Source organism: Paenibacillus sp. PsM32, assembly GCF_030433815.1.
In the GTDB taxonomy this organism is placed as follows: Bacteria; Bacillota; Bacilli; order Paenibacillales; family Paenibacillaceae; genus Saccharibacillus; species Saccharibacillus kyungheensis.
The window spans coordinates 338,410-362,216 of the sequence record NZ_JARUWY010000001.1 but is presented as its reverse complement, the minus strand read 5'-3'; the positions used below and the strand labels follow the sequence as shown (position 1 = coordinate 362,216).

General features: G+C 39.9%; 24 protein-coding genes. 19 read left to right on the top strand and 5 right to left on the bottom strand.

Annotated elements, in window-relative coordinates; all coding sequences use genetic code 11:
• Positions 1-66 precede the first annotated feature (66 nt).
• From QCD85_RS01755 to QCD85_RS01725, 7 genes are all read left to right on the top strand, one after another.
• Entirely contained in the window at positions 67-831 is a 765-nt protein-coding gene (locus tag QCD85_RS01755; RefSeq protein ID WP_301261463.1) for a DeoR/GlpR family DNA-binding transcription regulator, read from the top strand.
• 105 nt (positions 832-936) lie between these two features.
• Positions 937-2,319 (top strand): PTS fructose transporter subunit IIC, encoded by a 1,383-nt coding sequence (locus tag QCD85_RS01750; RefSeq protein WP_273615568.1) that lies wholly within the window; start codon positions 937-939, stop codon positions 2,317-2,319.
• Between the two features lie 129 nt (positions 2,320-2,448).
• Positions 2,449-2,907: a PTS sugar transporter subunit IIA gene (locus QCD85_RS01745; RefSeq protein WP_301261462.1), complete on the top strand. Its 459-nt coding sequence runs from the start codon at positions 2,449-2,451 to the stop codon at positions 2,905-2,907.
• Between the two features lie 214 nt (positions 2,908-3,121).
• The gene (locus QCD85_RS01740) at positions 3,122-4,048 is read left to right on the top strand and encodes a prenyltransferase (protein ID WP_273615570.1); all 927 of its coding nucleotides are present in this window, start codon (positions 3,122-3,124) and stop codon (positions 4,046-4,048) included.
• 223 nt (positions 4,049-4,271) lie between these two features.
• Positions 4,272-5,435, top strand: a complete 1,164-nt coding sequence (locus tag QCD85_RS01735; protein ID WP_301261461.1) for a sn-glycerol-1-phosphate dehydrogenase — start codon at positions 4,272-4,274, stop codon at positions 5,433-5,435.
• Between the two features lie 60 nt (positions 5,436-5,495).
• Positions 5,496-6,590, top strand: coding sequence for a GntR family transcriptional regulator (locus tag QCD85_RS01730; protein ID WP_273615572.1), 1,095 nt, complete (start codon positions 5,496-5,498; stop codon positions 6,588-6,590).
• Between the two features lie 56 nt (positions 6,591-6,646).
• The gene (locus QCD85_RS01725) at positions 6,647-7,252 is read left to right on the top strand and encodes a hypothetical protein (RefSeq protein ID WP_301261460.1); all 606 of its coding nucleotides are present in this window, start codon (positions 6,647-6,649) and stop codon (positions 7,250-7,252) included.
• 141 nt (positions 7,253-7,393) lie between these two features.
• On the opposite strand, the gene QCD85_RS01720 is transcribed toward QCD85_RS01725, so the two are convergent.
• Complete coding sequence (locus tag QCD85_RS01720) at positions 7,394-7,996, bottom strand: transcriptional regulator (RefSeq protein ID WP_069327033.1); 603 nt, start codon at positions 7,994-7,996, stop codon at positions 7,394-7,396.
• Between the two features lie 547 nt (positions 7,997-8,543).
• Here QCD85_RS01720 and QCD85_RS01715 point away from each other — a divergent pair.
• The 6 genes from QCD85_RS01715 to racE all read left to right on the top strand — a co-directional run bounded on the left by QCD85_RS01715 (position 8,544) and on the right by racE (position 12,269).
• Positions 8,544-9,197 carry a 50S ribosomal protein L25 gene (locus QCD85_RS01715; RefSeq protein ID WP_301261459.1) on the top strand — a complete coding sequence of 218 codons (654 nt, stop codon included), beginning with the start codon at positions 8,544-8,546 and terminating at the stop codon, positions 9,195-9,197.
• Between the two features lie 153 nt (positions 9,198-9,350).
• A complete protein-coding gene (locus QCD85_RS01710) occupies positions 9,351-9,638 on the top strand; it encodes a Dabb family protein (RefSeq protein ID WP_204824780.1) in 288 nt (95 codons plus the stop codon).
• A 15-nt stretch (positions 9,639-9,653) separates the two neighbouring features.
• Complete coding sequence (locus QCD85_RS01705; protein WP_301261458.1) at positions 9,654-10,127, top strand: DUF86 domain-containing protein; 474 nt, start codon at positions 9,654-9,656, stop codon at positions 10,125-10,127.
• Between the two features lie 168 nt (positions 10,128-10,295).
• Complete coding sequence (locus QCD85_RS01700) at positions 10,296-10,937, top strand: helix-turn-helix transcriptional regulator (protein ID WP_301261457.1); 642 nt, start codon at positions 10,296-10,298, stop codon at positions 10,935-10,937.
• 126 nt (positions 10,938-11,063) lie between these two features.
• Positions 11,064-11,378: a YtxH domain-containing protein gene (locus QCD85_RS01695; RefSeq protein ID WP_273615577.1), complete on the top strand. Its 315-nt coding sequence runs from the start codon at positions 11,064-11,066 to the stop codon at positions 11,376-11,378.
• An 81-nt stretch (positions 11,379-11,459) separates the two neighbouring features.
• The gene (racE, locus tag QCD85_RS01690; RefSeq protein WP_301261456.1) at positions 11,460-12,269 is read left to right on the top strand and encodes a glutamate racemase; all 810 of its coding nucleotides are present in this window, start codon (positions 11,460-11,462) and stop codon (positions 12,267-12,269) included.
• Between the two features lie 178 nt (positions 12,270-12,447).
• Here the strand turns inward: racE and mtnK are convergent, their stop codons facing one another.
• The 4 genes from mtnK to QCD85_RS01670 form a co-directional block, all read right to left on the bottom strand.
• On the bottom strand, positions 12,448-13,662 hold the full coding sequence (gene mtnK / locus QCD85_RS01685) for an S-methyl-5-thioribose kinase (RefSeq protein WP_301261455.1): 1,215 nt from the start codon (positions 13,660-13,662) through the stop codon (positions 12,448-12,450).
• Between the two features lie 72 nt (positions 13,663-13,734).
• On the bottom strand, positions 13,735-14,721 hold the full coding sequence (locus tag QCD85_RS01680; RefSeq protein WP_069327040.1) for an ABC transporter permease: 987 nt from the start codon (positions 14,719-14,721) through the stop codon (positions 13,735-13,737).
• Positions 14,718-16,247 (bottom strand): sugar ABC transporter ATP-binding protein, encoded by a 1,530-nt coding sequence (locus QCD85_RS01675; RefSeq protein WP_301261454.1) that lies wholly within the window; start codon positions 16,245-16,247, stop codon positions 14,718-14,720. Before QCD85_RS01675 ends, QCD85_RS01680 begins: the two co-directional genes overlap by 4 nt.
• Before the next feature lie 108 nt (positions 16,248-16,355).
• Positions 16,356-17,450, bottom strand: coding sequence for a sugar ABC transporter substrate-binding protein (locus QCD85_RS01670; protein WP_301261453.1), 1,095 nt, complete (start codon positions 17,448-17,450; stop codon positions 16,356-16,358).
• Between the two features lie 757 nt (positions 17,451-18,207).
• Here QCD85_RS01670 and QCD85_RS01665 point away from each other — a divergent pair.
• The 6 genes from QCD85_RS01665 (at position 18,208) to QCD85_RS01640 (ending at position 23,744) form a co-directional block, all read left to right on the top strand.
• Positions 18,208-19,587 carry a hypothetical protein gene (locus QCD85_RS01665; protein WP_301261452.1) on the top strand — a complete coding sequence of 460 codons (1,380 nt, stop codon included), beginning with the start codon at positions 18,208-18,210 and terminating at the stop codon, positions 19,585-19,587.
• Positions 19,588-19,618: 31 nt separating this feature from the next.
• Entirely contained in the window at positions 19,619-21,724 is a 2,106-nt protein-coding gene (locus tag QCD85_RS01660) for a hypothetical protein (protein ID WP_301261451.1), read from the top strand.
• A 6-nt stretch (positions 21,725-21,730) separates the two neighbouring features.
• Positions 21,731-22,369, top strand: coding sequence for a class D sortase (locus tag QCD85_RS01655; protein ID WP_301261450.1), 639 nt, complete (start codon positions 21,731-21,733; stop codon positions 22,367-22,369).
• A 241-nt stretch (positions 22,370-22,610) separates the two neighbouring features.
• Complete coding sequence (locus QCD85_RS01650) at positions 22,611-22,871, top strand: hypothetical protein (protein WP_273615585.1); 261 nt, start codon at positions 22,611-22,613, stop codon at positions 22,869-22,871.
• Positions 22,872-23,177: 306 nt separating this feature from the next.
• Positions 23,178-23,480, top strand: coding sequence for a heme biosynthesis protein HemY (locus QCD85_RS01645; protein ID WP_069327047.1), 303 nt, complete (start codon positions 23,178-23,180; stop codon positions 23,478-23,480).
• 24 nt (positions 23,481-23,504) lie between these two features.
• Positions 23,505-23,744 (top strand): DUF1450 domain-containing protein, encoded by a 240-nt coding sequence (locus tag QCD85_RS01640; protein WP_204824768.1) that lies wholly within the window; start codon positions 23,505-23,507, stop codon positions 23,742-23,744.
• Positions 23,745-23,807: the final 63 nt, after the last annotated feature.

Here is a 23,807-nt window from a genome sequence, read left to right as displayed (position 1 = left end):
TCATCGATCATGAGAACATGTTCAACGTCATTATTAGCTAACATATGTAGACAGGTGGAATGTCCCATGCTTTTTGAAGAAGAACGAAAGCATAAAATGGTTCAATATTTACAAGAGAATCACCGGGCATCTGTTCAAGAACTAGGGGAAGCTTTTGGAGTATCAGATTCAACAGTTCGTCGGGATCTCAAAGAGTTAGAAGATGCAAGGCGATTGAAAAGGACACACGGGGGAGCCGTATCACTGCAAAGTGTTAATTTTGAACCCAATATGGTGGACAAAGAAGATTCTTTTCGAGAAGAGAAAGAGCGCATTGCGAAGCGAGCGGTAGAGATGATCCATCAAGGTGATACGATCTTGCTTGACTCGGGAACGACAACTCTTCCATTAGCAAAAGAATTAAAGCATATGTCCGGTATTCGAGTGATCACGAACTCGGTCATTGTTCTTAGCGAACTTCGAGATTGTCGGAATATTGAATTGTCTATTATTGGCGGATTGTTAAGGCCAGACACACTAGCATTTGTTGGGCCGATAGCAGAACGTTCACTGGATATGGTACGTGTAGACAAAGCTTTTATTGCAACAAACGGTCTGGATCTCAAAGAAGGTATAACCACCCCTAATCTGACAGAAGCTGCTATTAAGCGCAAAATGATTGATATTGCTAAGCAAGTTATTTTATTAGCAGATCATAGCAAGATTGGTAATATCGCTTATGCCAAATTTGCAGACGTATCAGAGATTGACCATTGTATTATGGATGCTGGAGTACCGCTTCATATTATTCATCAACTGAAAAAGCTAGGTATAGGTGTGACGATCGCTTAACTACACGTTGGGATCAGAAATACATGATACATCATGATGAATTTGAAAGCGTTTTAATAAAGGCGATAAAGGTTAGACCATTACTCATTATAAGGGGATATTACCATGAAAAAATTATTGGCTGTTACCGCTTGTCCAACCGGTATTGCTCACACGTACATGGCTGCTGAGTCATTGCAAAAAGCTGCAGATCAAAAAGGTGTACCGATCAAAGTAGAAACTCGTGGTGCAGTTGGAGTCGAGAATGGTCTAACCGCTCAAGAAATCGCTGAAGCACATGCTATTATTATCGCTGCTGATACAGATGTAGATGAAGATCGCTTTGCAGGCAAACCTGTTATTCGTGTAGCAGTTGCACAAGGGATCAAAGTTCCAGGAGAATTAATCGATCGTGCATTAGCTAAAGAAGCTTCCAGTGGTCTTGCTGCTTCACCAACAGCTACACCTGAAGAAAATGCAGGTCGTAAGCCTAATATGTTCTACAAACATTTAATGAATGGTGTATCCAATATGTTACCGCTTGTTATTGCAGGTGGTCTGATTATCGCATTCTCATTCTTATTCGCTTTCACTAAAGGCGGAGTCGATCAAGTAGAGGGTTCGTTCGGAGCTGCGTTATCCACAATTGGTGGCGCTTCAATGGGACTGATGGTTATCGTATTATCTGGATTCATTTCATTCTCTATCGCTGGTAAACCCGGACTTGCACCTGGTTTGGTAGGCGGTGTACTTGCTAAAGATATGGGCGCTGGATTTATCGGTGGTATTATCGCAGGTTTTGTAGCTGGTTATATTGCACATTACTTGATCAAAACAATCAAAATGCCTAAAAACTTTGAAGGTCTCAAACCTATTCTAATCGTTCCTGTCTTGTCTGTACTTGCTATTGGTCTATTGATGGTCTATGTTATCGGTCAACCGATTGAATGGTTGTTGACAGGTTTGACAGCTTGGTTGACGAATATGGGTGCAGGAAATGCTATTATTCTAGGAGCTATTCTTGGTGCAATGATGGCACTCGATATGGGTGGTCCTTTCAACAAAACCGCTTATACGTTTGCAGTAGGATTGCTAGGTGCTTCTCTTTATACGCCGATGGCGGCTGTTATGGCAGCAGGTATGACTCCACCACTTGGTATTTGGTTAGCAACTGTTATTGCTAAAAATCGCTTTACCAAAGAAGAGCGTGAAGCTGGTAAAGTGGCTTCGATCCTGGGGCTATCGTTTATTACCGAAGGTGCTATTCCGTTCGGTGCGGCTGATCCGATTCGTGTTATTCCTTCCTTTATGGTAGGTTCGGCTGTAGCTGGTGCATTATCAATGTACTTCGGTGCAGGTCTACATGCTCCTCATGGTGGTGTATTCGTTCTCTTTATCCCGAATGCAATCGATCATTTGCCACAGTATGTATTGTCTATTGTTATTGGTACTGTCGTTACAGCGTTGATGGTCTTGTTGCTTAAACGCAAAGCACCTGCTAAATTATAAGTAATTATAATTCACTACAAGCGACCGGAACGATGATTTTTCCGGTCGCTGTCCATATTTTCAAGATTTACAGTTAGGTTCTACCAGTTCACTATAAGATGATGACTATTAGAAGGAGTGACACTACCCATGAATATCAGCGAACTATTAAGCACAGAAAGTATATTTTTACCTTCTACAGCAACAACACGTGAAGAAGCGATTCAACAAATGGCAGCGGGTATGAAAGCTTCTGGAGCAGTTACGGACGAAGCAGCTTATGTTAATGCGGTTATGGCACGTGAACAACAAAGTTCAACAGGTATTGGTTTTGGCGTCGCTATTCCTCACGGCAAGTCATCAGGGGTTGCCAAAGCAGCATTAGCTTTCTCACGCTTTGCAGAACCGCTTGATTGGGAATCTTTAGATGATCAGCCTGCTCAGATTGCATTTATGATCGGTGTACCTGAAGCCAATGCAGGAAATGAACATTTGCAGATTCTGGTAGCTCTTTCTCGCAAATTAATTCATGAAGAATTTCGGGCTGAATTGATTAACGCTCAGAGCAAACAAGAAATTATAGATATTTTAACTCGTACGATTGGTTAATCCTAATTAGATAGAATAGATATGTAAATAAAAGCGTATTGCCTGTTTATAGGTGATACGCTTTTTTTAGTATACGTTGGCATCATCATCTATTGATTCTGATCTCTACATCTAAAATAGATACGCGTTTGAAAGTTATACATACGGTTAATGAAGATTATCTGATTCCAAGCAAACCAACAAAAAGATGAATCTAATACAAAGGTGGAACATAATGAGTAAATGGGTAGAGTTTAGCCAGGCTTCGCGGTTGCATTTTGTGCCTTTGATGGCGATTTGTGTAGTGCAGGGAGCTTTAGCAGCATGGATATGGAATGATCAATTTAGCGTACTGATTTTCCTTTTAACATTGATTGGTTCAAGTGCAATACATATTTTTTCGATGATGATTAATGATCTATGGGATTATCGCAGTGGTGTCGATGTTGCAGCTTATCAATCCGAAGAATCGATTTCGACAGATTCAGGATATCTGACGACTGGTAAATGGAGTGAACAAACATTTGCAAAAGTAACATGGAGTATGCTCGCTATAACAATCGTCTGCGCGTTAACATTATACTTTTTAAGTGGATGGGGCGTGTTATTGCTCGGAGGAATTGGCGGATTACTGGCTTTATTTTATGTCGTTCCCCCGATCAAATATGGATATATTGGTAAAGGCAGTAGTGAACTGGCGCATGTATTATGTTTTGGCGTGTTCCCGGTGATGGGTGCTTATTATGTGCAGACAGGTCATTTTGATATACGGTTGTTCTTTTTATCATTGCCTATGGGATTGCTAACGACACTGACCTTTTTCAATCATCACTTTTTACACTGGAAAACAGACAAACAGGTTGGTAAACGTACATTGGTCGTGGTATGGGGAGAACGAAAATCGTTTCGCTTTTCGATTTTCTTATTATGTCTGGCTTTGTGCAGTATTTTACTCTGTGTACTTGTCGGTGGATTGCCGATCTACGGTATTCTTGCTCTATTAACAGCTATTCCGTTATGTCGTATGTACCAGCATATGAAAAATAAGCGCAACTTACAGACACATCAGCAATTATTATGGTTGTCATTACGAACTTCGCTACAATGTGGAACAGTGATGATTTTAGTATTGTTAGTCGGGCGCTGGATATGGTTTATGTAAAAGTAGATCCTACTTAAACAGGTTAAACAAAAAAGATATCTATAATAAGATGTCTTTTTTTGTTTAGCACAACCGAAATGATTTTAAAAGATAGACATAACTACAAAATTTTTCTAAAATGTATGTACAAGTTAGATGTAAAAGCGCATAATTTAATAAATGTTATGTACAAGTTGAAAAATATTGTAAGCGGTATCTTGATTATACAAAAGGGGATGACAACATGAAGCAGCCATCATTATCTATTAACGAGCAAATTACGATCTGGAATCAAAAGTCAGCTTTAATTGCAGGTAATCAATCTTTTGAGACGATAGGGATTCATATTGAATTAGAAGCAGGAGCTATTCGCAAATTACCCTCATATATCCATACCGAGCGTTATCAGCATATTATGGTTGTGTATGATAAATTCACGTATGAAGCAGCAGGTCGGCAAACGATAGATTTACTGCAAAGTATTGAGGTAGGTATTACAGAATTAGAGTTACGTGAAAATAAAGTAGGCGATGTAATTGCGGATGAAGCGACAATTGTACAATTGTTGTTAGCTGTTACTCCTCAGACCGATGCAATTGTAGCGATTGGTTCAGGAACGATTCATGATGTTGTGCGAATTGTCAGTCACAAAATGAATAAGCCATTTTTGTCTGTTCCTACTGCGGCTTCGGTAGATGGATTTACGTCTGCTGGCGCACCACTTATTGTGAATGGAACCAAAGAAACATTTCAAGCCAAAGCACCAGAAGCTATTTTTGCAGACATTAATATTTTGATCAATGCTCCGCAAACATTAACCGCCGCAGGATTTGGTGATATGTTAGGCAAATGCACTTCATTAGCAGATTGGAAAGTATCCCGTGATCTTGGACAAGAACCTTATAATCAGTTGGTATACGATATTACAGAAGAAGCGCTTCATCAATGTATTGAAAAAGTAGACTTGATTGCTTCAGGTAGTGCAGAAGGTATCTATACGGTTATGTATTCACTACTTGCTTCTGGAATAGCTATGTTGATCGCTGATCATTCGCGCTCAGCATCAGGCGGAGAACATCATATTTCTCATCGCTGGGAAATGGAATTGATCAAAGGTGGACACAGACAAATTTTACATGGAGCCAAAGTAGGAGTAGCATCAGCACTTCTAGCCGATCATTATCGTCAATTAGCAATCGATCATCCAGAAGTTCAAGCTTTTGCCGCTTACAAAGATATCCCAACCAGCGCACAGATGAAGCAGTGGTTATCCGCAGTAGGTGGCCCAAGTGAATACGAACAATTAGAAATGCCAGCCGAATGGTTAGAACTGGCTCTACATTCTGCTCACACGCTACGTAACCGCTATACAGGGTTAAAATATATGAATGAACATCAATTGATCTAATCAGTTGTGTTTATGGTAAAATAAAATATCTTATATCTTTATCAATCGTTCGGAGGAATTATGGCCGCAAAATACAGACAAGTTCGAGATGAAATATTATCGTGGATTCATTCATCCAAATTATTACCAGGTAGCCGATTGCCTTCGGAACATGAGATTGCTGATCAATTCAGTGTCAGTCGACAAACGGTACGTCAGGCTTTAGGGGAATTGGTGCGAGAAGGCTGGTTGAACCGGATGCAAGGCAAAGGGACATTTGTTGCTGATCCTGCTGTCAAATCAGTCGATGACAACAAAACGGTAGGTGTGATTACTACGTATATTTCGGATTATATTTTCCCACAAATTGTGCAAGGTATCGAAACGAGACTACGTAGCGAAGGATATCGTCTACTGCTAGCGAGTACAGAGAATGATCCAACCAAAGAGCGCGAGTGCCTTGAAATGATGCTCAATCAGTCTCCTGCGGCTTTGATTGTAGAACCTACTCGAAGTGGAGAACGCAGTGCTAATCTCAATTATTTTCTTACTATTGAAAATCGTTCAATACCTTATCTGATGATTAATGCGAGTTATGAAGAAATGGATTCCGCATGTCTACGAATGGATGATGAGCGTGGAGGATTTTTGGCGGCTCAACATCTGATAGAACTGGGACATCAACGGATTGCTGGCTTTTTCAAAACAGATGATATGCAAGGCGTACGTCGTATGAAAGGATTCGTTGCGGCACATCGCAAGCATGGGATTGCTTTACAACCGTCATTGATTTTTACGTATACTACAGATGACAAAAGCACTGCACCGATTCAACAAGCCCAACAGCTTATTAAGCAATCTGCTCAAGAGCGTGCAACTGGATGGGTACTATATAATGACGAATTAGCTATTAATCTGCTTCAAGTCGTGCGAGAAGCTGGTCTTTCGGTACCGAATGATCTATCGTTAGTCGGATTTGACGATTCTTTTCTAGCTACAGCTACAGAAGTGAAGCTAACAACACTTAGTCACCCCAAGCATGCATTGGGAACAGCGGCAGCAGAAATGATTTTGCAAATGTTAGATGGAGAACAACGGGGCTTAGGCGAAAAGATACATACCCCTGAGCTGATTATTCGTGAATCCACATCATCTCCTGCTGTAATACCCACATAACTGTCTGGATCAGTGAAGATCTCTAGATAAGCTAGATTGTAATTAGGAGTGTACGTATGAAATCATTAGAACAAGCATTATCACAATGGGTACAGACTCATCATCAATATAAAATTAGCGGGCAATATACACCTGTATCACCGGATACATTGCAGCACCAATGGCCGGATATCATTCCAAGTTCACCTGAACTGGATTATTATCTAAGTCATTATGAACCGTCTGATGTACTGGTTGAGACTGGATTTTCTCCGATTATATTCTGGTCTATCGATCAGTTGCAACAAGCATTGATTGGTTATCGCTGGGTAGGCATGTCAGAGCCTTTTACAGAAAGCGATACATGGCGTGCAGACTTTGTGATTATTGCAGATGATCTGGGCAAAGGTAATCCTATTATCGTCGCAACCAGTGAAGAGGGGACGCCTGTATATGCAGGGTATGATGCAGGCGAGCCTTTTCTAATTGCACCTACACTGGCAGATTTTTTTGTAGCGATGAGCTTACTTATTGAGGTTGTATACGGATCATTTGAGATTTTTGAAATAACAGATGATGATAGTGTAGTGCTACCAGCGTTTGAAGAACAGCTCAAGACTGCGATTGAACCGATTCTGGGAGCGGAATTATTTGCGAATTTCTATGATTACTTTTACGGATAATCGTTATTTATAGTTCAATAGGGGACATGTCTATAGAACAGACATAATAAAAACTCCGCTTCTCACTAGATATCGTGGGAAAGCGGAGTTTTTGTGCTGCTTATTTGGTTGTACCTATACATTCAATGTGAATATGCTAAATTACGCTTGAGATTTCTCATCTTCGCCCAATACACAGTCAGCGAATAAGACGGATTTGGGAATACGGAAAAATTGTTCTGTTTTTTCTTGAAATGCTGGTGAAGGCAGTGTAGCTTGATGTAACCATTTACGGAAAGTACCTGGATGAACACCAATCCAATGGCTAACATCGGTTACTGATAGATCATGTACCATACATAAGCCTGTCAAAATGTGATTACGTACCGGTGAACGAGTAATCGTTCTTTTCATAAAGCGAGATGGTTCTTGCTGGCAAATCACAGGGCTATTATTGATCACCTGCTGGTTAAACAAAATGTGGTGCGGGTATCCCAATTCCCGGCATACTTTTTCAAGATTGGCTTTGCCAGGGAGGCGGCCTTCATAGACCCAAGCGCTTACGCTTCGTGATGAAACCGATAACCGTTCTGCAAGCTCAGATAGTTTGATATCATTGACCATGAGCACAGCGAGCAATACTCGATTGCGGATTTGACAACGTGTTGGTCTGCGGAATCGCTTAACTCGCACTCCTTTGCCGAGGTACTTACGGTTGATCAGAGACCACGCCTCTATAAAGTGTCGTTCTGGTTGATTAGGCATATTTCCTCCGATTAATCTATTTTTTCTTGATATTAGGTTTAGTGTCCTTTCAACATCCTACAACACCCAGACGCTCGTTTCAAGCTGACATGGTCACTATTTTTGACCATTTAAGAATATTTATCAAATAAGAATAATTATAAGCATATTTACTTATCCAAATCAGTAAGATGGATCACAACTATCTGCTTTATTTTAATAGAAGTCATTGCTATTTGAAGCGTATAAAATAAGATAAAAAAGTGACTTACATATCCTTTTTTTGGAAGATATATCGTTATCATTTATAAAATACACATAAGATTGGAGAAAAAAACCAGATATTTTTGCGTATAGACAGAAGTCTGCTTTTTCCTTGATATCACTCACTTTTGGAAGGATATCGATGAACATACAGGTTGTTATTTGAAAAAAATAAATCCATTTCTGATACATTTGTTGTGTAATGGGGTATTAAATAAGACGATAGCCAATTTGCTTACTAAATTGGTTGCAACATTAAAAAACTAACATACAATCGTTTTATATTATTAGGAGGCCAATACTTATGAGTACAAGTCATGAAAAACTTACAGCAACAAAAAGAGAAAGTTCAAAACGTTCTGAAATGCGTGAACTTCGTCTAAAAGGACGCGTTCCAGGTGTAGTATATGGCCCGGATTTGGGCAGTGTTCCTGTACATGTAGATTCCAAACAACTTCTAGCTCACGTTAAACGTGGTGGAGCAGAAATGTTCTCACTTGCTGTAGAAGGTGGAAAAGAAGTACAAGTTCTTATTAAAGATGTACAACGTGTAGACGGTCGCATCTTGCATGCTGACTTTATGCAAGTTTCCGATACTAAACCAATTCATGTAACAATGCCAATTGACTTCCATGGTGAAGCAATCGGTACTAAATCTGGTGGTGTGTTACAACACCAAGCAACAGAATTAGAAGTAAGCGGTTTGGCTAAAAACTTGCCAAGTAGCCTTGAAGTTGATATTTCCGCATTGGAAATCGGCGACAGAGTAACTGCTGGCGATGTTAAATTGCCTTCTGGCGTTACATTGGTATCAAGTGAAGAAGAGATCATCGCTTCTGTTATCGTACCTCGTGTAGCTGAAGAAGATCTTGAGCCTACAACTGCTGAAGAAGCTGAAACTACGGATGCTTCTACAAATGATGAAGGCGAAGAAGTTCCAGAAGTAGGTAAAGAATAATAGTTGCATCTATCTGTACAATGCGTACTATATAGCATAACGAAAAAGCTGATACTCTTTAAGAGTGTCAGCTTTTTTTATCAGCGCATCTATTCATCATTTATGATACGATAAGAAAGAAACTTATTGTCTATATAAAGGAGCTATTCTGTTATGATCAAACACATTGTCTTATTTAAGTTGAAAAATCCTACAACTGAAGTCGTGAATGAAACCGTAGCCAAATTAAGAAGTTTGGAAGGAAAAGTGGATTCACTGATTGCTTTGGAAATCGGGGCAGACATTTTGCGTACAGAACGTTCTTATGATGTGGCGTTAACAGCTACATTTGAGACATTAGAAGGCTTACAAGCGTATCAAGTACATCCAGAACATGTGAAAATCATTGAATACATGAATAGTGTGAGAGAAAGTTCAATAGCAGCAGACTACGAATACTAAGGCGGTGTGACTCTTTTGTACTATATAAACCGTGAACAGATTGAACGAAGAATTGTAGCCTTAGAAGATGTATGTGAAGCATTACAACAAGTGTCTACGGATTGGGATAACAGTCTTATTTCTGGTTTTGTTCAAGAGCGGGCACTTCATTTAGCGATTGAATGTGTAACAGATATCGGCAGTTATTTAATTGATGGCTTTATTATGCGAGATGCTAGTAGTTATGACGATATCGTAGATATTATGCGTGATGAAAAAGTAATCGATCAACCGATGGGCGAAATGTTGACAGCACTGGTGCGTCTGCGTCGTCCGTTAGTACAAGAGTATTATGATTGGAATCGCACTGAACTTCATCCGCTGACTACTCCTCTAGTAGAAGTATTAAAAGAATTCGGTCAACGGATTTATACGTATCTAGATCAAGAATTAGATTCGTTAACAGTGATAAATGTAGACAGAGCATCAGGTACTTCGACGTCTACATAAGCTACCCTATTATAGTAAATATCTTGTTTGAAATGAATGCTTTGGAATTTACATCGCTGAGTGGATACGCTACAATAGCGTTAATCCACAAAGGGATAATGTGACCCTTTTCGCTGACAAAGCGGATCGGGTCATTTTTATTTCAATTTAGAGCAAGGGGGTCATACGATGAAGTCCCATCAGGAACCATCGACCCGGCGCAGTATTATGATTATGCTCAAAACACAAGGACCTTTCAGTGTATCTGAGCTAGCACGGGAATTGAATATTACAGAGATGGCGGTCAGACGTCATATTCATACGTTAGATCAAGAAGGATTATTGATTACCGAAACGGTGCGTATTCCAACAGGTAGACCGTTTTTGCGCTTTCGGCTAAGTGAACGTGCGGAAGAACATTTTCCTCATAATTATCATCAACTAGCGTTAGATCTGTTAAGTGAGTTGGATGAAGACGCAGTGGCTGTATTATTTGAAGGACGTAAGCAGAAATTGTTATCTCGTTATCAAAGTATTGCAGATACTCAAGATCACAAAGAACGAGTAGCTGCTTTGACTGATATTCAGCATCATGGTGGATATATGGCACGTTATGAGCAAAAAAGTGAGGATCAGTATACGATTTATGAATATAACTGTCCGATCAATCAGATTGCGAATCGCTATGATATTGCTTGTCAGTGTGAGCAACAGTTATTTGAACAATTACTACAAGCAGATGTAAAGCGAACTGAATGTATCGCCAAAGGTGGACATTGTTGCGTATATCAGATTCAATTTCCATCCAATTCAGCAGCAGGTTCAGAGTAAAAGCAGATCGATTATCGGTCTGCTTTTTGATTTATCTGATGATGATCTATCGACAGGTGGGATTTTTAAGCGGTGTGTGGGTAATACACATATAGAAAAGATAAGTGAAACGAAGGAGAGATAACGATGCCAAATCATAACAAATCGAAAAGTTTAACATGTGGTATTTTGACAGGACTATTAGTAGGAGGATCGACAGCACTTTTGCTAGCTCCTAAAGGCGGTCGTGAACTGCGTTCAGATATTTCCACCAATGCTCGTATTGCAGGAGCAAAAGGTCGTGAATTGGCAGAACTGAGCAGAGAAGTGGTAGGCGTAGTCAAAGATTGGAAAGAACAGATCAATATCGCAACAGCAGAAGTGAAAGTAGAACTAGCTGCTCTCAAAGCAGAACAAGCGGATCAACCAGGTCCACAAACTAAAGGAAATTATAGCGTCTAAACAAACGTTACATCTTTCACTTGCTACTAATTGTGTATACGGTATAATAGGTACAGTTTACGAAAAGGAAGCGATATGTACGTGCAACAACCGATAGCTATATTCGACTCAGGTGTGGGAGGATTAACTGTTGCTAAAGAAGTGATGCGACAACTACCACGCGAAAAAATTATTTATTTTGGAGATACAGCACGTGCACCTTATGGGCCTCGTTCTCTAGAAGAAGTGAAAGAATTCACCGAGCAAATTGTGAATTATTTGATGACCTTTCAGCCGAAGATGATTGTGATTGCTTGTAACACCGCAACGGCAGCAGCATTGGAACATATCAGTTCACAGGTATCTATACCGGTGATTGGTGTTATACATCCAGGCTCACGAGCTGCGATTAGCGCGACCAAAACAGGCTTTATCGGTGTAATCGGGACATTAGGAACGATTAACAGTGGAGCATATTCAGCAGCGTTGAAGCAATTATCACCTTTTGTACAAGTGTATAGTCAGGCTTGTCCTGATTTCGTACCGTTGGTAGAGCGTGGAGTGTTTTTGGATCAGGAAGCTTATGAGGTAGCTCAGCAAGTGTTAGCACCTGTGCGCAGTTATCCTATTGATTGTCTGATTCTAGGCTGTACGCATTATCCGTTTCTGACCGAAGCGATTCAAGCAGCAGTCGGACCTGATGTGAAATTGATCAATTCAGCCGAAGAAACTGCGCGTGAGATCAGTACCATTTTGTACAATAAAGGAAAACTTGCTCTTACAGAAGATCTACCTGTACATGAATTTTTCTGTAGTGGGACTGCGGAGATTTTTCAACAGATTGCCCGTCAATGGTTAGGAGAGCAGATCAAGCTTACTCCAGTACTATGGCAAGTCTCGCGAATGATGTAAATGGATGATTCTATTTGCAATAAGTACATAAAAAAGCTACCTTCATGTTGTATAAGTTGAAGGTAGCTTTTTTGATTATATTTTGAATTGAATTACATATGATTAAAGAATAGGATTAAGCGCTTATCCCTATGATGAGCAGGTATCATTTATCTGAATAAACAAGTTCATTGGTCTATTACAATGAGGGATGGACGATAGATGCTCCTGTAACGACCTGTTGTAGCGCCTGTACGAGTTGTGCAGGGCTTTGGTATAAAGAGCGGTTGACGATAAAGTCACGTCCTAGTGCCGCTGCATTGCGCTTAACAGTGAGTCTATGAGCATCTTCTATAATCGCTTCGATATCCCGTGCATGAGCCAACCCGAAAATGCGGCGGATTATTTCACTTCCAGCAAATCCCACAGCATCTTCAAATATATGCTGTAACTGATATTCCAGATAACCTTCGATAGATGCAAAATCTTCTACATTGTTCTGTTGCCATAGAGTAGAAAAGGTGCCTACAAATACATCCCATACATTGGTGATATGGAATAAAAGAGCATCCCGTCCATCTTCTTCACGAGCGAGCGCAGACAATAATGTATTGGCTATAAAGAGCCCAATATCGAATCCAATCGGCCCGTAAAAAGCAAATTCAGGATCGATCACTTTCGTTTCTTCGTCACTAGCGAAAATACTTCCTGTATGCAGATCACCATGTAACAATGCTTCCGCATGAGTGATAAATGTCTGCTTTAACTTTGCCGCCTCAAGTAAAAGGGATTGATCTCCCCATATCTGTTCAGCAATGGGGCGCAGTATAGGTTCTACATCATTTGTCTCATGGTCGAATAGAGGATACGTAAATACAAAGTTTTCTGTAATTTTACACAATTCAGGATTATGAAATTGTAGTGCAAGTTCGCGCTTCTCTTGCGGACCCATACCAAAATCTGAAGTTGCAAACAGAGTCTTTGCCAAAAATTCACCAATATGTGTAGACAGCAGTGGATAAGTAGAGCCGCTAGCTAATCCAGTACGTACAATCGTGAGATGAGACAAGTCTTCCATCACTGTAATAGCATAAGTAGGATCAGTATAATAAATTTCAGGTACATATTGAGGAACATGTTTGGCAAAATGTCGTAACGCTTCACTTTCAATTACAGCCCGATTCAGTGTCAAAGGCCATCCTTCACCAATCACACGTACATAAGGAAGAGCTTGCTTAATAATAATGCCACGCTTAGCCGCAGGTTCGGTGATCCGAAAAACCATATTCAGATTACCATCACCAATCTCATGACAGATAAGATCAGCATCTGGGCTGAAAAGTTCTAATGTTTTGGCAAGGGCGATTGCGGTTGTTTCTGTTAGTGCTTCATATGATGGTTCAGAACGAGTCATCCTGTATATCCTCCTCATAGAAAAGATTTGACTTAGTACAATGCTAATTGATCATTTATAAAAAAAGAAATCTTATACTTTTTGCCGTTTACGATGAACAAAAGTTACTGCCAAAGCGAGAACAAGTACTGCTCCTTTGATAATATCTGTTGTGTAATACTGCACATGAAGCATAGTCATACCATTAACCAGTACGCCCATTAATACAGCACCGAAAAAAGTACCAATTACATTCGGGCGACCTGCACCGAATACAGAATAGCCGACAAAAACAGCCGCTAGCGCATCCATTTGCATCGATGATCCTGCATCAATCTGGCCGGAACCTACACGAGCTGCAAACAGAATCCCGCCTACCGCTGCAAACACACCGGAAGCCACATAAGCAAGAGTACGTACACGATTCACCCGCAATCCAGATAAGCGAGCCGCTTCTTCATTGCTACCTGTCATAATCATTTGCCGTCCACCACGTGTATATTTGAAAAATAAGTGCATACCAATTACGGCAACCAGCATTAGAATAACTGGAAAAGGAACGCCCAACAATTTACCCTGACCAATCCAGAGAAACGAATCCAACATTACCCCGGGCGCTTTGGTTCCATCTTGAAATTGCATATTGTTGTAGATCGAGTAGCCTTTGGTATACGTTCGATGAATCCCGCTGACGATATACATTACAGCTAACGTTGCCAGTAGATCAGGAATACGAATTTTGACAATTAAAAAGGAATTCAATAAGCCTACTAGAGCACCAATAATCAACGGCACAATCAATACTAAAATCAACGGCATCTGGTGCCAGACCATCATTGCCGCCACTACAACCGTAGTCAGCGATACTGTCGATCCAGCAGAAAGATCGAATCCATCAACCGTAAGTGAGATCGTAATGCCTATCGCTACAAATGTAACAATCGAGATCGAACGTAAAATATCGCTTATATTGTTATATGTGAAGAAGTGTTGATTATAAATAGAGAAAAATAGTAATACCAATCCGATAAAAATTAAAGCTCCATAACGATACGAAAACTGAGCGATTTTGTGGTTCATACAAGTTCCTCCCGGCCAGCGCTGGCATAGTATAACAATTCTTGTTGTGAAGCTTCTCCATAAGCAAAAGATTTCATGATTTTACCGTCACACATCACGAGAATACGATCAGCCAGCCCGATCGCTTCTTCAAATTCACATGTGAGATAGAGTATTCCTTTTCCTTGAGCCGCTAATTCTCCGATTACTTTGAAAATATCACGTTTGGCACCAATATCGACCCCTTTGGTCGGTTCATCTAATATAAAAAGTTCAGCATCGGTCTGCATCCATTTTCCGATCGCTACTTTTTGCTGATTCCCTCCGCTAAGATAGCCTGTTAATTGCTGGTCAGACGATGTTTTGATACCTAGCGATTGAATCAATTGATCCCCGTGCTGTTTTTCGGCTGATTTGGATACCATACCAAGATTCGTAATTTTTTTTAATACAGGCAAGCTTAAATTATGCAATACCGATTCTTTGACCAGAATACCTTCTTTGCGACGTTCTTCAGGAACAAGTACAATGCCAGAGCTGACTGCATGATAAGGAGTTTTGGAATGAATAGCACGACCATTTAATTGAATCGATCCTCGTTCCGGTTGATCTGCTCCGAATAAGAGTTTAGACAATTCTGTTTTGCCTGCTCCGACTAATCCCACTACAGCAACCACTTCACCGTGCCGAACATCAAGATCAACCCCTTGGACATAGCGACCTGCCGCAAGATCAGATACGGTTAGTAAAGGTTCACCAATCGGTACAAATGTTTTGGGATATTCTTCTGCAAAAGCTCTACCAAGCATAGAGTGTACCACTTCATTAGCATTTGTCTCTGCTGTAAGAACAGTACTTACTTTTTTGCCATCACGCATCACTGTAATCTTATCGCACACTCTGAAAATTTCAGGTAATCGATGAGAGATAAAAATAACGCCAATCCCTTGTGCTTTGAGGTCTTCCATAATAGTAAATAAGCGCTCTGCTTCTTCCATACTAAGTGGAGCTGTCGGTTCATCGAAAATAACGAATTTGGCTTGTTCTGCCATAATACGTGCAATCAATACTAACTGCTTTTCGGCTAACGATAATTCGCTCACAGGCTGACGGGCTGAAATAGCAAATCCAAGTTTTTGTAAAATATCTTCAGCTTGTCGGTATATCGATTTCCAATGCAGAATCGGACTACCTTGAGAAGAAGTTAGACGACTTAATAAAATATTTTCGGCTACCGACAACTGCGGAATAAGCGAAGTATCCACTTCTTGATACACACACTGAATACCGGCTTGCTTGGCGGCGGCTGGGGAATCAATATGAACTTGCTGACCATTAATCACAATCTGACCCTGATCTGCTGTATAAGCGCCGGACAAAATTTTCATTAGTGTGCTTTTGCCAGCACCATTAGCACCGAGTAGAGCATGAATCTCGCCGCTACCCACTGTAAATTCAACATCAGTTAATGCAGGCACATTAGCAAATGATTTGTAGATTCCGCTCATCACCAGACTGCTAGATGATGGTTCGATCGAAGTAGTCATCGGATTCTTCCTTTCTTAATCGTTATCCATATAGACAAAATCCGGATCGGTCTCCTAAGAAACCGCCGGAATTGGAGTCTACTGTGAAGTAGAAATAAGTATATTTAATTATTTCCCAGCAACAGATTTTTCAAGTGCTTTTAGGTTGTCTGTATTGCCTTGATCACTTTCACCCCAGCCTTTTACATATTCATTCAGGTCGGCTGTTGTTACTTTTTTATCTTTTGGTAGATCATCACGCTGTACATAGACAGGTTCCAATTCTACTTTTTCATCTTTTGTATTTCCATCGAATTTTTGGTACAAATAACGAACTTGTACACGTCCGATCGTTGTTGGATCTACAGCAGCAGAAGCGATCCATGGACTATTTTTATCTTGAATCAATGCTAAGTCTTCATCACTAAGATCAATACCGTATACTTTGATCTCATCGCGTCCAGCTTGCTTAATCGCATTACTTGCTCCTTTAGCAAATTCGTCCCATGCTGCCCAGACTGCTGTAATATCACCTTTGTTCGGATATTGTTTTAAAATAGCTTCCATCTGAGTCTGTGCATCTAGTTGGGCATTGTCTGCTGTACCGAAAGCAGCGATTTCTTTAATATCAGGATATTTAGCTTGAAACGCTTTATATGAAATTTGACGAGATTCCATAGGAGGGAAGCCAGCTACCCAGATTTTGACGATATTGCCTTTACCATTTGCATCTTTAGCAAGTTGGTCTAACGTTAACTCTGCCATTTTTTGATCATTTTGAGCTAGATTAGTGACACCTTGTACACCATCTAATGCAGAGTCAAATGCAACGATAGGAATATTGGCTTGGACTGCTTTTTGCACACCCATTGTTAGTGCTCCTGCATCGCCATGATCTAGTAAAATTCCATCAAATTCACCTTGATTGACAGCCGCATCAAGAGCAGATGCCATTTTACTAAGATCATTATCTGCTGTAATGACTGTGACTGTACCGCCGTATTTCGCTACTTGATCTTTTACACCATCGACATATTGAGCGGAAAATGTGCCATTGTTCAAACGCATAATCAAAGCGATATTTTTACCTTTAAGTGGTTGATCTGTAGATGAACCTGTAGCAGCCGTATCGTTATTAGCTGCACCGTTGCCGCAAGCACTTAAAGCGAGCACCAGAACTACCATTAATGTAAGCAAGCTAGCAAACTTTGAACTTTTTTTCATTTTCTTTTCCCCCTGTACATAATCGCTTTAAAGCTTTCAAGTAATTTATAATGTTAAAATTTAATATAGAAGCTAAAACCAAGTATGTCAATGGGTTTTATTTTATTTGATGATTTTTGTCGAAAAAATGCAGTTTGAATATGACGTGAAAGATAGTATTTTAGGTTTTCGAGGTGCAGTTCATTCCTTATTTCATAGCTGTTTTTACTGTTCTATTTTAAAAAAGAAAAAATAGCCAGGCGATCGATGTTTCAGCAACAGATAGTATTCTAGGAGATGATCTGAATCTGAACATTTTGAACAACAAAGAATCAGAGTGTGAAAATATGGATAGCGAATCAAGTTCTGCACTTCAAGCATCAGGAACAGATACAGTATTCGGAGACGATGTAGACTTCGATCTTTTGAGGAATAGTGAAGTGACAACAGACACGTATACGAAATAAAAGAAATCAAATAAGATATCACAACTCATAGGTTTTATTATCTAGATCACCAAAAACCCCTTCAAGACGTTAAAGGGGTTTTGACGTATTAACCAGCATTTTATATAGATATCAGCTATAGACGCAATACGAATAACAATATGCTTAAAGTATGCGATAAGAATAAATATTAATCCTAAAAAAGTATAAAAATGGATATCAATGAGTAACCTAAAGGGTAATATATAAGTAATTAAAACCTTAACTGTTGTAATAATTGTCTAAACATAGTTGTCTCAACATTTTTATATAGAAAGGAGGTGAAAGCTCCTATGAAATATCGAGTGTTAGCTTTATTGATTGCTTTGTTTTTATATTATTTTACTCATCATGATATCGCACGTGCACATGGAGAAGTGCCTGATCCAGAATCGTCTTCAACTCAGACATCATCCACTGGTAATGACTCCTCGAAGTCAACACCAAGTCTAGTCGGTAATATAGTAAATAAAACAACAAGTACAGTTACAGATGTAGTACAAGACACCGTCAAAGGTACAACCGAGACTGTCGACAAAACAGTAGATAATGTAGCCAACACAGTAACAGATACTACAACTCAAGTATCTACAACTGTAGATCAAGTTACGACAGACGTAGATAAAGTTGTCAAAGATGCTGTAGATATCCCTGCTGATGTTATTACAGAGGTAGATAAAGCAGCAAAAGGACAATCTTCTGACGTACTGGGTAGTGTAACTTCGTCTGTAGACCAAACTGTAAACAATGTTACAGGAACAGTGCAAAATACAGTTGGAAATACAACCAATACAGTAACAGGTGTTATTGAATCTACTGTTCAAACTGCTAGTGATGCTGTGACTTCTGTTGTAGATACAACGACAACCGTTATCCCAGAAGTAGTACCTGTTGTTCCAGATGTACCGGTGATCCATCTTCCGCCGATTGTACCGCAGCTTCCAGTAGAAGTTACACCTACTCCGGTACCGGATGATGTGATAGCACCAACTCCATCTAAGAACACCAATACAACCCACCATACTCAGAAAAATAGTACTCAAGGTAATCCGGAAATCACACCATCTTTACAACCGGCTCTACCTGCTGTCCCATCGGTTCATAAAGCAACCCAGTCCCCATCAACAGAGGCAGTACAATCTTCACCGATTCATGAGTCTAACGATAAAGATCCACAAGCTATGATTGCATCAATTCAGAAAGGGACAACCCAATATGTACCTGTAGTCCCACAGCCAGTACAACCAAAAGGAAAACCTCAGTATCCTGCATCCAAAACAACTGCTGTACCATTGGATGAGACCGTATCGAATGTATCTGATGTATCAGATACAGATGTTGCTACAGCTCAAGCAATAGTTCAACCTCAATCAGAGAATATTCCTGCTATTTCAAGTGAACAAGGTACACAACCCGTTTCTCCAGCAGCAGCCATCTGGCTAGATGTTAAAGGTATTCAAGGATTAATCGTTGCCGGTTCTTCGAATGTATCAGAATTGTCTAATAGTAATACTTCCAATTCGCAAAATGTATTTGTCAATAATCGTTTGGCTAATTGGAAGCATTATCGTATCCATCTTTTAACGTATCGTGCTCAATCTGAGCATGGCAGTAATCAATGGACACATGCACCACCAGGACAGCCACCACAGCAAGCTCCCTATTTTATTTGAAAAAATAAAAAATTAAAGGGAGCGATTAACAATGAAATGGTCAATGAAAACAATGGTAGCGACAGGTTGTCTAGCGGCGGTATTGGGATGGTCACAAGGAACAGTATCAGCAGATTCAACAAGTGATGCATTAGTACATGTTGATCTTCAGCACGACGAATCTTCTTCAAGTACTGTTCAGGTTGGTATTTTGCAAAATAAAAATACGTCATCTTCAACAGACACTGCTGAATCGAATGCAGTGATTAGTATCCAGACAGAAGATACTATATTGGGTGATGAACTAGACGTTGATATTTTGCCAGAAAATCATACAACTACGGCAAATGATCAACAAGATAATCAAGCTGTAGTGGATGTGACAGGAACAGATAGTATCGTAGCAGACGACTTGCATGTTGGTGTATTGGATCAACACAACCAATCCATTAACAACAGTACCAATGACCATGACGCAGTAGTCGAAGTAAGCGGAACGGACACAGTAATCGGAGACGACTTACATGTAGGTGTGTTAGATAACAGCGATTCGTCTACAGACACTACGGATAGCAACCACCAAGCCGTAGTGGAAGTAAGTGGAACTGATACTATTATCGGCGATGACCTACATGTCGGAGTATTAGACAATACTAATTCGTCTACCGACACTACAAATACCAACCATGACGCAGTAGTCGAAGTAAGCGGAACGGATACTATTATCGGCGATGATTTACATGTCGGAGTGTTAGACAACACTAATTCGTCTACCTATACTATAGATAGCAATCACGAAGCTGTAGTGGAAGTGAGTGGAACGGACACCGTAGTAGGCGACGACTTACATGCAGGAGTGTTAAACAACACTAATTCATCTACCGACACTACAGATACCAACCACGAAGCTGTGGTCGAAGTAAGTGGAACTGACACTGTGGTAGGAGACAACCTACATGTCGGAGTGTTAGACAACACTAATTCATCTACTGACACTACAGATAGCAACCACGAAGCTGTGGTCGAAGTAAGTGGAACGGATACTATTATCGGCGATGACCTACATGTCGGAGTATTAGACAACACTAATTCATCTACCGACAACACAGATACTAACCATGAAGCTGTGGTAGAAGTAAGTGGAACGGACACTGTAGTCGGCGATGACTTACACGTAGGCGTATTAGATAACAATAATTCATCTACCGACAACACAGATACTAACCAACAAGCTGTTGTGCAAGTAGCGACAACTGATCTGATTGTAGATGCGATAGACCTTTCTATTTTGGAAAATAGCAGTCAGCAAAATGCAGAAGGTCAAACAGACCGTTCTTCTCTTATTTCAGTAGGGTTACTGGATAATGTATTGCCTGGTATCGATGTAGCTGTATTGGAAAATGTAACATTTACACCAACACCAAATACAGACGATCCAGATACGACAACTCCAGACAACAATACACCGACGGTTCCACAACAACCAGATAACAATAACGGTAATGGAACAGAAGGTAATACAGGAAATAATGGGAATAACGGAAATGGCAATAATAATAGCAATGATAATGATACAACAAGTGGAAATAGTAATAATGGCTCTAATCCTAACAACAATACAGGCAATACCAGTGGCAACTCTAATGGAAACACTGGCAATAATAGCGGCACAGCTAGTACAAATAATGGCATTTCATCTGCAAGTAATGGTAGTCGTGTACCTGTAGATGTATCTAGTGATAGTGCACCATCTAACCCTGTTCCTACTAACACTGGATCATCTACTGTAACAACAACGTCTATTACTGATCCTAGTCCAGTAATGATCGACGATATGGAAGCAATAGCTTTGCCATCCGATAATATCAATACAAATCAACCGAATCGTGTAATTACAGCTTCTGCCGATGTACCGCAATTGGTATCTTTATCTACAGATCGCTCTTCACAGCCAGCGCGTGGAGTCGTCACTGCGGCTACTGTAAATTCTAACAACGCAGATGCTACAACCAATATGTTTACACCGTCCTTGTCTGTTTTGCCAAAAACAGGAGAATGGGCAGATTCTACAGTACTTTACACATTAGGTAGCTTGATGGTGATACTCGGATGGATCGTTCGTCGTCGTTCTTTACGCTTTGATCGTCAAGGACGGTGAGCAGCAATGTCCCATTTTGTAGCTAAATGTGGAACGTTATTATTATTGCTAGGTATAGCGACGATTGGCTATACGCTGTATTCCAACTGGCATACGAATCAAGTACAAGCTTCACTCAAGCAGACGTTTGCTACAGGATTGGATCAAGGTAGAGAAGTAGAAGCTAAGATACAATCTGTGGCAAGCAAAAGTAATACAAATAAGCAAACATCTACGATCAGTCAAAATGTAAATGGTCTTCGTGTACAGGGAATCCTTACTGTTCCTAAGTTGAATCTGGAAGCAGCTATTGTAGAAGGCGCTGATCCAGAACAATTACAATCTGCTCTAGGGCATATTCGTGGTGGTGGCGAAGCAGGGCAGATTAATAGCAATTATTCTATTGCAGGTCACCGTTCCAGTCGATATGGCAAGTTTTTTAATCGTCTGCATGAATTGAATAAGCATGATGCTTTTCAGTTACAGACATCCACAGGTAAGTATGCTTATCAGGTCTACGATATTCAGATTGTAGAACCGGATCAAGTCGAAGTACTACAACCTGAATCTGGACAATCGATTGTGACGCTGATTACTTGCTACCCTGATCATTCCAGTCAATACCGTCTTATTGTCAAAGGAAAACTTGTCTCACAATCAACGTAATAAGTAGCACAGATAGAGAGAATAGGTTTGTAGATGCAAGATCATAAAATAGACTAAGGCTTTCTTCGAGTACTATAACGAAGAAAGCCTTTTTTTGTGAGGAGAGCTATAGATATTGGCAATTTTAGAACTGGTTCTTATAGAAAATTGAAACTTTCTGATTAGTTTACCGTAATACTAGAGCAAGACGCTAAAAGTGTCGGTAGATATTGGTTTGTTATAGAAAAGGGAGAGATGGATTGTGAAATGGAATCGATTTTTTTCGTTACAACAATGGGCGCATGTATTTAAAAGACTGCCAAGCTTGTTAACCTCCCGGGAATTACCTCTAGGAGAAAAATTATTGTTTCTTATACCTGTGTTAACGTATTGGGTGTTGCCTGATGTAATGCCGTTTATGCCTATAGATGATATTGGAGTAACTTTATTAATGATGAACTGGTTCGTAACCCGGGCAGAACGAAAAACAGCAATGGTCTATGAACACAAGAAACTTCGCTAAGTAAAGTATTCAAATTGTGAATAGCATCATAGTTCACTGTTCCAAGTCTATTTTTATAGTAGAATAAAATAAAGAGCGCTTGCAGTTCTAAGCGCTCTTAGTCTTGCGTATTGCGCAGTAGAGCTATACAATAGTATAGGTTAAAGTTACGGAATAAGTATCTGAACCGATCATGAATGTTGAAGTAAAGGAAACCCAAAAAGTAGTATTGGGTTCATTTCTTTTTCAAAAAAGAATATAATGGTCGGATATTCCAAATATGGTTCCTGCATATAGCAGGCTAGTCGATGAAGAGGAGCTGATCTTATGAAAGTCAAAATTACACGTAATGCAGCGAAAGTGATTCAAGCTGAATTGGATAAACCCGAAAATGAAGGTCTAAAATTGCGCGTATTTATTACGAATTCTCATGGTGATCATGTTCATTATGGTATGGATTTAGGTCAACCAGAAGGTGCAGAAGAATTAGTAAGCACAGATAAAGAAATTGATGTAGCTGTAGATCCAAATGAATCCTGGTTAGATGGAATCAAGATTGATTATTTATATTTGCCAGAAGAAGGCTTCGTTATTACTAACCCTTCCAAAGGCAATCATGGCGATCACTAAGACCGCTATAGAAGGGAAAGTATAATGGCTAACGATATTCGCGTATGTGATAAATGCAATCATGTTCGCTTGAAAACGATGATTCCAAAGTTGGAAAAAATGGCTCCTGATGCTGAAATTAAAATAGGATGTAAATCGTACTGTGGGCCTTGTGGCAAGCGTGCTTTTGTTTATATTAACGGTCGCTATGTCAGTGCACCTACAGAAGATGAAGTTCTAGAAAAAGCATCTAAATTCATTAAAAAACCATCTGTGCAAGCATAATCATTAGGAATAAAAATAGAAAAGCCTTTGTCAATCACACGATAATGTGTAGATCGACAAAGG